This is a genomic window from Trinickia terrae, assembly GCF_005144415.1.
GTDB lineage: Bacteria > Pseudomonadota > Gammaproteobacteria > Burkholderiales > Burkholderiaceae > Trinickia_A > Trinickia_A terrae.
Genome location: NZ_SWJE01000006.1, coordinates 113,045 through 124,969 on the forward strand (window position 1 = coordinate 113,045; position 11,925 = coordinate 124,969).

Annotated in this window: 11 protein-coding genes; all 11 read right to left on the minus strand. The window is 66.1% G+C overall.

Annotated features, from left to right (window positions below; translation table 11 throughout):
- Nucleotides 1-2: 2 nt before the first annotated feature.
- On the minus strand, nt 3-704 hold the full coding sequence (locus tag FAZ69_RS13290) for a hypothetical protein (protein ID WP_136895149.1): 702 nt from the start codon (nt 702-704) through the stop codon (nt 3-5).
- Complete coding sequence (locus FAZ69_RS13295; protein ID WP_136895151.1) at nt 697-4,536, minus strand: baseplate J/gp47 family protein; 3,840 nt, start codon at nt 4,534-4,536, stop codon at nt 697-699. The genes FAZ69_RS13290 and FAZ69_RS13295 overlap by 8 nt, the downstream gene beginning before the upstream one ends.
- A 12-nt stretch (nt 4,537-4,548) precedes the next feature.
- Nucleotides 4,549-4,995 (minus strand): GPW/gp25 family protein, encoded by a 447-nt coding sequence (locus FAZ69_RS13300; protein ID WP_136895153.1) that lies wholly within the window; start codon nt 4,993-4,995, stop codon nt 4,549-4,551.
- A gap of 7 nt (nt 4,996-5,002) precedes the next feature.
- Nucleotides 5,003-5,305, minus strand: a complete 303-nt coding sequence (locus tag FAZ69_RS13305) for a PAAR domain-containing protein (RefSeq protein ID WP_136895155.1) — start codon at nt 5,303-5,305, stop codon at nt 5,003-5,005.
- Between the two features lie 12 nt (nt 5,306-5,317).
- Nucleotides 5,318-7,108: a type VI secretion system tip protein VgrG gene (gene vgrG / locus FAZ69_RS13310; RefSeq protein WP_136895157.1), complete on the minus strand. Its 1,791-nt coding sequence runs from the start codon at nt 7,106-7,108 to the stop codon at nt 5,318-5,320.
- Complete coding sequence (locus FAZ69_RS13315) at nt 7,105-7,758, minus strand: CIS tube protein (RefSeq protein WP_136895159.1); 654 nt, start codon at nt 7,756-7,758, stop codon at nt 7,105-7,107. The genes vgrG and FAZ69_RS13315 overlap by 4 nt, the downstream gene beginning before the upstream one ends.
- A 30-nt stretch (nt 7,759-7,788) precedes the next feature.
- Nucleotides 7,789-7,950 carry a DUF5908 family protein gene (locus FAZ69_RS33250; RefSeq protein ID WP_169708631.1) on the minus strand — a complete coding sequence of 54 codons (162 nt, stop codon included), beginning with the start codon at nt 7,948-7,950 and terminating at the stop codon, nt 7,789-7,791.
- Nucleotides 7,951-7,953: 3 nt separating this feature from the next.
- A complete protein-coding gene (locus FAZ69_RS13320) occupies nt 7,954-8,400 on the minus strand; it encodes a phage tail protein (protein ID WP_136895161.1) in 447 nt (148 codons plus the stop codon).
- 11 nt (nt 8,401-8,411) lie between these two features.
- On the minus strand, nt 8,412-8,867 hold the full coding sequence (locus FAZ69_RS13325; protein WP_136895163.1) for a phage tail protein: 456 nt from the start codon (nt 8,865-8,867) through the stop codon (nt 8,412-8,414).
- A gap of 25 nt (nt 8,868-8,892) precedes the next feature.
- Entirely contained in the window at nt 8,893-10,527 is a 1,635-nt protein-coding gene (locus FAZ69_RS13330) for a phage tail sheath family protein (RefSeq protein WP_136895165.1), read from the minus strand.
- 77 nt (nt 10,528-10,604) lie between these two features.
- Entirely contained in the window at nt 10,605-11,666 is a 1,062-nt protein-coding gene (locus tag FAZ69_RS13335) for a Kelch repeat-containing protein (protein WP_136895167.1), read from the minus strand.
- Between the last annotated feature and the right edge of the window lie 259 nt (nt 11,667-11,925).

Consider the following 11,925-nt stretch of genomic DNA (forward strand, 5'->3'; position numbering starts at 1 on the left):
GCTTAGTCCTGGCGTGCCCAGCGGCACAGAATCTGCGTCTGCTTGCCGCCGGCGTCCGGCCCGAAGGCGCTGCGCGCGCGAACGTTGAGCTGAAACGAGGAGCCCGATTCCGGCAGCCACTTGAACTGGAGGACATGCCATGGAATCAGGCTGTCCCTGTCGACGCTCTGCACCAGGCGCCGGGCCGACAGCTGCTTGCCGACCACGGCGATCGCGCTGTTGGTGATCCGGTACGAGGGGCGCGCATTGACGGTGGACGCCGTGCACGTCCAGGTGCCGACGGTCTTGTCCGTGATCGGCAGCGGATGCCAGTTGCCGTCCGCCGGCACCGTGCAGCTGGCGCCGGTGCTGTCCGACGGCGGCGCCGCGGTGCCCGGGCCCTTGCCGGAACCCGCGTCGCCGGCGGGTGCGGCGCCGCTGCCCGGCGACGCGCCGCTGCCGGGCGCCACGGGCGGCGTCGGACTGACTCCCGGCGCCGGCGTGCCGCTGCCCGGGTTGGCTGGGCTCCCGGACGTGCCGCTCCCCGGCGCGGCGCCCGCATCGCGGCTGCGCCACCAGCCGATGAGCTCGCGCAGCGCCTGCAAATCGGCGTCCGGCAACTGATCCTTCGGAACGAACGAGTCGATCAGATCGGCGAAGTCCATCTGTGTGGGGATCGCGCCGTTCACGAACACGTTCTTGAGGTCTTCGGGTTTCTTAATCATCGGCTTCTGAGGAAGGAGCGTCGGGTTGCCCGGCCAGCAGGCCGGCCGGCAGATGCAAGGCGTAGCGCCGCGCGGATGGCGCTTGCGCGCGCAGTTGCGCAACCGGCGGCGGACCGGACAGCAGCAGCAGGTCCTCGCCGATCGTCATGGCGCCGATGCCGTAGTTCACGCCATGCTCGCTGATCGCGTGGCGCGGCGCGGAAATCAGCACGGCCCAGGGGCACGAGGGCATCAAGGCGTCGTCCATGCCGCGCCAGCGCGCGGTGCGCACGCCGCCGTCCCGTTCATAGATGTGAAGGGCTTCCAGCTTCACCACGCGCGCCACGCCCGCGCGGCCGGCGATGAAGACGTGCAGGTCGCTCATGTGTTGCGAGCCGCCGCCGATGGCGAGCGGCACGGCGCTGTCGGCGCGCCACCGCGCGAGCCATGACGCGATATCGTCGTTGAGCATTTGCAGGCAGTACGCAGCATCCTGGCCGCGCTCCAGCTCGACCTGCAGCACCACCTTGATCTCTTCGTATGCCGGGCTGAGCACCAACAGGCCGCTGAAAGTCGCGGCGCTCTTTTGCAGCAGCGCGGTGCGGATCTGGACGAGGTCCCGGTCCGCCACCCTGGGCTGCGGCGGATGGCTGCTGCCTTGCGGCGGACGCGGCACCACCACCAGCCTGACCGTGCCTGCCGGCACTCGCGCGCAAGCATAGCCGGGCGCGCGTTCGGCGCCCGGCGTGATGCAGCTGGCTTGCAGCAGCGCCGGAAAGCTGTCCAGCGCGATCTGCTCGAAGTCCTGCGCGCACAGCGCGCGCTGCTTGTGGCGCAGCCGCTCGCTGACGCGCACCGGGAACGCGCCCGGCAGCTCCGCCGCCTGCCCGCCGAGCGTGGGCAGCGGCTGGCTCACGCCCTGGATGCCGGGCGGCTTGCGCACGAAGTCCTTGATGGAGCCGGCCGGCAGCGGCCCGCCCGCCTCCGGCATCGCGCCGTCCAGCACCTGCGTGGCCGAGGCCGCCTGCGTGCCGACGTAGGTCGTGCGGCTGCGCAGCTGCGGATCGTCCACCGCCGCGGCGAGCCAGAACAGGCCGGCCGGCAGCAGCGTGCTGTCTGCGTTGGGCCGCTGCCCGCTCGTCTGCAGGCGCACGATGCCGCTTCGAGTGAAGCCGGCGGTGCCGTCCAGCACCACGTCGCGGCTGAAGCGGCGCCACTGATTGTCCTGCAGGTAGTACCAGTCCACGGCCGCGGGGGCGAGGCCGGACGAAGGACCGTCGGGCCCCGTCGCCAATCCCGGCGTGGCCGTTTCGTCCATGCCGAACAGCAGCGATACGCACTGCCCCGGCAGCACGTTGCGCAGGCCGATATACAGCTGCCCGGCGCGCAGGATGCCGTCCAGCAGCAAGGTCCCGTTCAGCGGCGCCGCCACATGGCCGAACGGGCCGAGCTGGTAGAAGCACGGCACCGGGTCCGAGGCTGTGTCTGGCGCCTGCCGGGCCTGCAACTGCTGGCTGGCGGCGTAATTGACCGTGATGCTCTTCGCGAGCGGCACGAACGGCGGCTCGGGCTGCTTGGGGAGCACGGGCAACGGATCGGTGGCCTTGTTCAACGCCTCGGCCAGCGCCCGGGCGCCGATCACCATGGCCGCCTTCATCGACGCATCGGCCAAGAGCCGCGGATAGATCTGATGGCCGAACGCGCAATCCGGCGCGGCCAGCTCCATGCGGATGGCCTCCATGGCGGACGCCGCGGTGCCGTCGGCGATGGTGAAGCTAAGCGGCGTCTGCAAGCCGGCCTTGACGTCGTCGGCCGCGGTGAACAGCGGCCGGCTGCCGTTGCCCGCCTCGCTCCACCGCCCCGCGCGCCGGACTTGGAAGCCGGCGCGAAATGCGTTGTTGGCGAGCCGCGGCACGGCATAGCCGGCGTAGGACGACGCCAGGTCCTGCGGCGCTTTCGGCAAGTTGAACCAATCCACCTGCAGCGTGGCGCGCACGATCGGCTTGCTCGCGAGCTCCGCGTCGGCCACGTCCAGATAGCTGCCGAGGATGGGCGAGGCTCCGAACGGCGCAAACGGCGCGCCCGCCTTGACGGGCCCCTGGCTCGTCGTCATGTCGGACGGCGTCAGCCCGGCCACCGTGGCGCGCAGCGCGATGCCCGTCAACAGCAACTGCTGGATGAACGAATACGGATACACGCGCGCATCCGGCTTGAGCATCAGCTTCAGGCGCGGCCACGGCGACGTGCCGCCGGCTTCCTGCGGCGCCGGCGGACCGGGCTCCACGGACGGAAAGGCCTCCGGCAGCAACAGCGCCAGCTCCACCCAGCACTGGTCCAGATTGGCGCGCACCGCCAAGCGCGTGACGGGCTGCCACCCCTTCGCCGTCGTGATCGACACCTCGCAGGCCTCGGTCATCGCCGCTTGCGCCATCGCGCCCAGCGAACGTCCCGCAAAGCTGGCGTAGGTCTGCTCCAGCGCGTTGCGATAGGCCTGGGCCACCTCGGCGAACGCCAGCGGCGCAGCCGCGGCGGCCCCGGCCGGCAACCCCAGCGGGGAGCGGGGAATGGCCGCCGGCTTGGGATCGAACTGGAAGCGCACGCGCAGGACGCGCCGCCCGCCGCGCAGCACGAGCAGCGGAGATGTAATGAGCAGCCCGGTCTCGGCGAGCGGCGCGCTGTCCAGCAGCGGCGAGCCGGCGCGGGGACGGACGCCCGCATTGCCGCCCCAATCGCGGCCGAAGGTCGGCCAGCCCTGGGCCGGCTGCGCCAGCGGCGCTTTCAGGCCGTCCTGCGAATCCGCCTTCGGCGCCGCATACAGGCGGGGAACGCAGGCCAGGTCCGGCGCCTGCGATTGCACGGCGTAAACGGTCTTGAGCTCGCCCAACGTATCCTGGTTGACCACGAAATCGCCGTCGACCGCGTAGACCAGATCCTGGCCGTCCGGCAGCTTGCCCGCGCGCAACTGCGTGCCGGCCGGCACCAGGCTGCCGGAGCTGGCCGGGGTGGGCTGCAGGCAGACGAACGCACGGTCGGGCATGGCGGACCGTTCGCGCAATTGCAGGATGCTGCGGTAATAGAACGCCAGATGCCGCCCGGCGATCGCATTGGCGTCGTTCTGCGCATGCCGCAGCAGACGCAGGAAGGCGATCATCAGCGCGGACTGCGGCTGGTGGCCGAACGTCGCTTTCAGCGCGTCGTCGAAGTAAGCCTGCATGCTCGGCTGCGCCGCCTCGATGCCGAGCACGAACGACTTGAAGACCGAGTTCAGCTCCGGTTTGGTGTCGCCGGCGCCGTCGGGCTGCAACGGCGCGTCCCATAGCGACGTCAGGTAATCCTTGTCCACGCGGGAATAGCGATGCAGAAAGCGCTGCTTCTGCGTCTGCCACTCGCGCTCCCACGCCTTGCGCTTCGCGACGATCTGGCACAAGGGCGCCAATTGCTGCCGGATCAGGCTTTCCAGGGTCAGCCCCGCCGGCGTGCCCAATTCGAGCGGCGTGCTGATCCGCTTGAGTCCCACCGCCCATTCGCTCACCTGCCGGTACAGGCCGAACAGCTGCAGCAGGATCCGGTGGTCGCGGTGCCGGGGCTGCGGCTCGCCATGCACCGCGTCGCGGACGTCCGCGAGCGCCTGGCCGCTGTCGAAACTCACGATCCGCGCCAGCAGAAAGCTCAGGTCGTCGGCGAAGAACGGCCGCCAGCCGCCATGCGGCTGGCCGTCCAGGCCGACATAGCTCACGAGGCGCGCCAGCTGCCCGACGAAATCGAGCTGCTGGGCCAGCGTCCGCGCGTCGACCGGCGCGCTGTCCGGGGACAGCGCGGCAAGGCCGCGGCTGGCTTGCGTCGTGCCGCTCACGCCGGGGCTCCGTCAAGCGATGGCGCGAACATTGGTTCCTTCGGACTGGTAAAACGGAAACACCATGTTGCTGCGCGTGTTGGTCTGGCGAATCAGATACGTCAGCGTGATACGCAGCAGGCCGTCCGTCGCGCCGCTCAGGTCGAAGGCGACGTCCTCAAGCAGGATGCGCGGCTCGTAGCGCAGCACCGCGTCCGCAATCAGGCTTTGCAGCAAAGCCAGGTTGTGCTGGTTCATCGCGTCGAACACGTGCAGATGCAGCGGGCAGCCGTAGTCGGGCAGCATCACCCGCTCGCCGGGAACGGTGCTGAACAGCACCATCAGGCTCTGATGGATGTCGGCCTCCGCCTGAGCCATGAGCGCGCTGGCGCCGGGCCGCGCGTCCGCGCCGGCCTTGTCGAAGCTGGGCGGAAATTGCCAGCCGCGCCCGAGAAATACCTTGTCGCCTCCGCTCGCCATGCCGGGCTCACCCTCCTATCAGCACGGTCGGGCACCCCACCGTGATCGTGCCGCCGTGCGCGCAGGTGTCGCCCACCCGCGCGGCGGGCTTCCCGCCGATGAGCACGGTGGCCGATCCCTTGACGATGGTGTCGGGCGGCCCGACGCAGACGAGCATGTCGCCCACCACCGCCGCCGGCATGCTGCCAATCATCACCGTCGGCACGCACGGGCCGGTCACCGGCCCTCCCACGTGAGGAACCGGCACCGGGCCGACCATCGTCTGCATGGGGCACACGTGCATGTCGGTAAGGCGTGCGGCTGACGGCATAGCGTTGCTCCTTCAGTTGATCATCACCATGGCGCCCTTCACCGTCACCTGGGCGGGCGAAGTCAGCTCGGCGGAAGCGGTGCCCTTCAGCTTGAGAGAGGCAGAAGCGTCGGCGCTGACGCTGGGCGCCTCGGCCGTGACGCTGGCCGACGACTTGATGCTGACCCCGGCCGTGCCCTCGATGCTGACCGAGCCGGTGGCCTTGATCGAAATGTCTTTCGGGCTGGAAAGCGCAATCCCGCTCGCCGACAGCTTGACGCTGTTCTGGTTGGAGTCGGTGATGCTGATCGACGACTCCTTGTCGCTCAGCACCACTTTCTGCCCGCCCGGCGTCTCGATGGTGACGATCTTGTCCACGTCCTGCAGCGTGATCTTGATCTTCCCTTTGGTGACGATGGCCTTGTTCGTGTTCGGCTGATCCGGCGTGTTGGGCGGCGTGTGCTTGCTGCTGTACAGGCTGCCCAGCACGACCGGGAAGCGCGGGTCGCCGTTGATGAAACCCACCATCACTTCGTCGCCGATCTCCGGCATGAACTGGATGCCGGCCCCGTTGGTGGCGTACGGCGTGCCGAGGCGCGCCCAGATGCCCTTGCCTTCGCTGTCGATCAGCGGCAGGTCGAGCTGCACGCGCGTCATCGTCAGCGGATCGGCGTCGATTTTCTTGACTGTCCCGATCTGCAGCCCGGAGATGCCGGGCAGCAATCCGGCGGCGGCCGGCGCCTCGATGCCGCCCTGCTCTTCGACGAACCAGCGCGGCGACAGGCCGAAGCCCACTTCCGTCAGCCAGTTGCCGTGCTCCACCGTGTGCGTCACGCGCGCGATGAACGCACGGCCGTTGAAACGCGCGCCGAGGCCGTCGAGCTGGATGGTCTTGCCCGGCACTGCCTTGCTGTTGCCCTGAAACGTCACCGTGCCGCGAATCCGCGCGAGCCGCGACTTGAGCAGCTGGGCATCGGCCCATTGCTTGAGATCGTCGTTGGCGAGCGGCGCGGGCGAGTTCAATTCGAACGTGCCGGCGCTCAGCACCCCGGCAAGCGTGCTGCCGGTCAGATTGCCCTGGTCGTTGACCGTCGGGTCGGTGCTGTTGGCGCTCAGCACCTTCTGCTCGGCGATGTCCCACGCGGTGGTGCTGACTTGCGTGTACTGGCTGCGCGCATCGATCTCCGCCTCAAGCGTCTTGAGCGCGTCGCCGTACTTCACGATCAGCCCGCACTCCTTGGCCACCGCCGGCGACTGCACCGTGACCTTGGCGTCGTCCACCAGCACCAGCTTGCCGTTGACTTCGGCGCGGCTCACCGTGAAGTCCCAGTCGGTGCTGTAGTAGCGCACCAGCTCCTTGTAGGTGACGCTCGTCGATTCCACGTCGGCGGTGAGCTGATGGCCCTGGATCAGCTTTTTCAGCACCGACTCGTCGGTCGCGTCCGGGTAGATGTTGCTCTTGCGCCCGACGGTCATCTTGACCGCAGTGTCGCTGCAGGTCACGAACATCTGCGCGGCGCCATGCTCGCGCACGCGGATGCCGTGCTTGACCACGATGCCCTTGAACACAGACGTGGCCTGATTGTGGTACTCCATCTTGATTTCGACCTTGGCGCCCGGCACGAAGGTGGCCGCTTCGCTGATCGTGAAGGTGCCGGTGCTCGGGTCGCCGTCGGTCAGCGTGATGCGCGCCGTGCCGATGCGGTTCACCTCGCGCACGACCTTGACGCTGTTCACGCGATAGGTGTCGGGAATGGCCTTGCCGTCGACCAGGACGGTCACCGACACCAGATCTGTTTTACCTGCCAGCGGCGAGACGTTCATGATGCCTTCAACGGAGGAAAGACGATGGCCTGCCCCGGCTGCAGGTTGCGGAACTGGCTAAGGCCGTTGTAGTTGGCCACCATCAGGTAATGGCGGCTGTCGCCGTAGATGCGCTGGCACATCAGCGGCAGCGTATCGCCCGCTCCCGCGTAGCGCAGGTGGGTCATGTCCGGCGAGTTCTTGCCGCTGAGCTTGGCCAGGTCGTCCGCCGACAGGAACTGCTGAAAACTCGGCGTCAGTTTCGCGCGCAGCGGCATGCCGTCCGGGTCGAACAACGTGTACTCGACGTCGAGCTTCGTCATCCGGCATTTGAACGACAGGCTGCCCCACACCAGCAATAGGTAGTTCGGGCTATGGATGTCGCCGTTGTACTGGTAGGCCAGCTGCTTGAAGTGCTTGATCGAGTTGCCGAGCTTCAGGTCGCTGACGACGCCGGTGCCGTCCAGGTAGAAGCTGAATGAGACGGTCTCCGGCTCGATCGAGCTGTATTTGGTGGTGGTGCCGGCGGTATCCGTGCTCTGCGCCGGGTTGTAGCTGGCCGAATGGTTGTGCGTGTAGCTTTCCGGATTGATCTGCAGGGTATAGCTGCCGACCTTGCTGGTGAACTTTTCGTCGCTGTACGCGGTTAGGGTGAGCTTTTTCAGGGCCATCGTTCCATCACTCCGTCATGCCGGCCGAAACTAGCGTTCGCCCACGCGCTGCAGCTGCGCCTGGATTTCCTCCTGGCACGCCTCCAGCAGCTCGGCTTTCAAGCGGCGCTGCAGCGCTTCCCAGTCCGGCGCCGGCGCTTCCGGCTCGGCCACCGTGACGCGTATGACCAACTCATGAATTTCCAAAGGCATGGTTCATCTGCGCCTGAGCTGTTGGTAGGCGAATTCCAGTGTCTCCACCGCCACCTCGTTCTTGGTGGAATCGAACGCTCCCACGCTCCACTTCACCGGCCACGCCCTCATGCAGTTCCAGGTGAGCAGCGGATCGCCTTTCTGGTCGAGCAGGAACACGTCCAGGTCCTTGCAGGTCAGCCTGCCGCCCGGCCCGGTGCGAAGCGCCGACTGGCACCATTGCGCGAACTGCGAGCCCTTGACCAGGATGCCGCGCTTGAGCACCAGGTTGCCGTATTTGACGCGGCCAGGAAGGCGGTGGCTGAAGCCGTTCTCCCCGCCTTCCTTGACCTCTTCCACCTCGATTTCCATCTCCAGGCCCGAGACCTCGGTGAAGGCGGCATCGTCTTCCGACGATGCCCCCGAGATCTGCACCTTGAAATGGAAGCCTGCGGGCGGGTAGTAGCTCACGAATCGCCCGCTCAGCCGTTCTTGATGGTCATGCCTTCATGGGCGAGCTCGATCGTTTCCACTGCCACCTCGTTGCCGTCGGACTTCAGGTCGGTGCCGGTGATCTTGACCGGAAAGGCGTTCTGCAGCGTCCACACCATCGTGGCGTTGCCTTTCTCGTCGAGCAGCTTGATCACCACCGGGACGCGCTTGATGGTGTTCATCTTGGTCTGCGAAAACCAAGCCCAGAACTTGTTGTCCTGGACGAAGATGCCCTTCTTCAAGGTCACGTTGCCGACCTTGCCGATGCCCGGCATCTTCACCGTGGAGAACTGCTTGCTGTTGCCGGCGCGATATTCGATGACCTGGTTTTCGGTCTCCAGGCCCGATACCTCCTGGAACGCCAGATCCTGCTGATCGCCGATGTCCACGGAAAAATAAAACTTCGGCAACGGCCAAATGCTTTGGTCCTGTGCTTCACCTGCCATGATCGATTCTCCTTTCCCGTCTCAATCAGGAAACCTGCATCTTTTGCTGGAACGTCAGCTCGATGAATTCCGCCGGATGCGTGATCGCCACGTGGATGGTGACGCGCATATAGCCATCGAGGACGTCCTGGCCGGACATCGTGCTGCCGAGGCCCACGCTCACGTCGTAGGCGTCCGCCGGCTTGGCGCCGGCGAGCGCCCCGCTGCGCCACTGGGTGTACAGGAAGTTGGAGATCATGCCCTCGACCGCCACCCAGGTGGTGGAGACGTTCGGCGAGAACACATAGACCATCGCCGCCGCCTTGATCGACTGCTCCAGCATGATCAGCGTGCGCCGCACATTGACGTAGCGCCAGTCGCTGCTATTGCCGTCCAGCGTGCGCACGCCCCATATCGTGAGGCCACGGCCCGGGATGGTGCGGATCACGTTGATCGCGCGGCCGTCGAGCGGCATGTTCAGGTCTTCCTGGTCTTCCGCGGTGATGTCCACCGCCGGCGTGACGGCCTGGTTGATGCTGGTGTTGGCCGGCGCATAGAACACGCCCTGATTCGCGTCCACGCGCGCATAGACGCCAGCCATCGCCCCGCACGGCGGCAGCAGGTTCAGCTGCTGGAGCATGTCGGCTGCGATGGTGTTGTAGAGCGAGCTCACCGCCGCCAGCTGGTTGTGAATGCGCGTGACCACGATGGCGGCCGCCGCCGCGTTGGCGAGCGTACTGCCCTTGCCGTCCGCCAAGGCGTTGCCCTTGTCGTCGGTGAGCGCGTTGCCGGTTGTCGGATCGGTGACCAGCAGGGAAAGCCCGCTGTACAGCTTCTGTATCTTCTGCTGCTGCGACACGCTGGGCGGCGGATTCATCGCGGCCAGCTCGTCGGCGAGCGCCTGGCGCAATACGCCCAGCGAATCGCTGTCGAAATTGGCGTAGGTGACCTTGCTGGCGTCCACCACGTCGAAGTTCACCCACGGGTAGTAGGTGACGCCGTAGTTGAGGAAGTTGGTGCCGATCATCTCGCGGAAACCGTACGGCTCGCCGGAGATCACATCGGTGGCGTCGTCATAGGTGCGCCGCTGGTCGCCGCCATAAATGTCGATCAGCGCCATCCGGCTCTGCATTTGGTTGCAGTGCGCGAGGGCCTGGGTCCAGAACCCGTAGCAATCCGCCGGCTTGTCGAACAGCACGGTGTCCGGGGCCACCAGCAAGGTCACCTCCTGCGCCTTTTTCAGCGCGTCGAACGGCGCCACGAGGTCGAGGTTGTTCGGGTCCGGATCGGGGGTGAAGTCCTTGACGTTCTTGCCGTTCAGCACGACGTCGCTGTAGTTGCCCACCGACACCACATAGGCCGGGCCGCCGCCGTTGGCGAAATACAGGTCCACGGCGTAATACAGGAAGAAGCGGCTCGTCGGATCCTGCGCGGTCAAATAGTGGGTCTTGTCATCGCTTTGCTTGAGCGTGAAGACGGGCTTGTAAGGGCCGCCGAAGATCTTCACGTAGTCGGTCATCGACTCGATGCGAGTCGGCACGTATTTCTTGGCGACGTTGCCGTCCCTGGCCTTCTCGGTGTAGCCGATGAAGGCAGGAATGGCGGTGGCGACTTCCACCACCGTATTGGGAAATGCATCCTGCTCGACGATATGCACGCCGGGGGTCTTGTACTGCGGCATGGTCTCTCCAGTTCAAATCGGCCAACGGCCGCCGCAGCGTTCGGCTTGCGGCGGCTGCCGTTTTTCAGGCAGATAGGTCAAGCGGCTTGCGTTTCTTGAGCCACTGGGGGAGTGGGCGTGGGAGCCGGCGCAGCCGGTGCGGGCGCCGGCGCATTGCCCGGCGCCGTTTTCGCGCCGCTTGCGGAATTGCCGCTTGCGTTCGCCGAGCTGCTGGAGGAAGCGGCGGCCGGCAGCGTGTTCACCAGATTCCAGGTCTTGCCGTCGGCGCTGGTCGCCACGTAGCGCTCGCCGCCGATCAGGGCGACCACGCCGTCCTTGGGGTTGCCGATGGCGCAGGCCAGGCCGAACTTCAGCGAAGCCATCTTGGCCCACGCGCCCTTGATCAGCGAAAACAGCTGGTTCTCGCCCATGGCGATGTAGCCGTTCACGCCGTCGCCCATGATGGCCTCGATCGCGATCTTCGGCTCCAGCGGCGAAGTGGGCGAACCATACGGCTGGCCGGTAAACAGGTAGACGCTCGGCACGAACTTGTTGTCCTCGCTGTCGTATTTGGCTTTGTCGTCCCACTGGGACTCGCGGTAGACCACGATGCCGTTGGTGGCGTCGCCGGCAATCCCGGCGATCGGAATGCGCGGGCTGATCGCGGATTCCTGCCATACCGGATTGTTGAACACGTCCTTGATCTGGGCGATGTTGTCGCCATCGTGAATGACGATGCCGTTCAGCAGATCGCCGCAAATCCCCTTGATGGCGAACGGCGCATCCGGAAGCGGCTTCCACGTCGCCAGGGAGTTGTCGATATCGGTGAGGTACGAGACGGATTGGCCGGAAAAATACACCACCCCGGTGGCCGCATTGCCCGTGATGCCGGCGCTGGCGGGCTGGGAAGCGGAAGTCTTCGCGGACGCCGATGCAGGAAGATCGGATCTGGGTTGGCCGTACAGGTTGGCCTTGAGGTCCAAGGTATAAACGACACCGCTTTGGGGATCGAATACCACGTAGTTGTTGGTCTTGTCGCCAACGATGCGCGCACCGGTTTCTGCCATTACCCGATTCTCCTTAAAGTCTTTTTTGACGTGAACAGCGAGTTGGAAAAACCCTGGTTCTTGCGGAGCTTCTGGCGCTTGAACGACGTGCACGCAGCTGCGACTGCAATCACCGGATGGAAGCTCATCTTTTTTGCAGCTCGAATGGATCGGATCGCCTCACTCGAAAGGAAAGGCTGGCCGCTGCGCCCGTCGGCAGCCGACGCTTCCCCCGTCGATCGAACTGCTCTGTTAACGGCAGCGCGAGTGGAATCTTTAACGAAATCTTGAAAGAGACGTCGAGAAGCGGGCTGCGGCTATGCAAAATGAGTAAAAACGCCTTGTGATCGTGCTGACGCCCCCGCCGCTTATA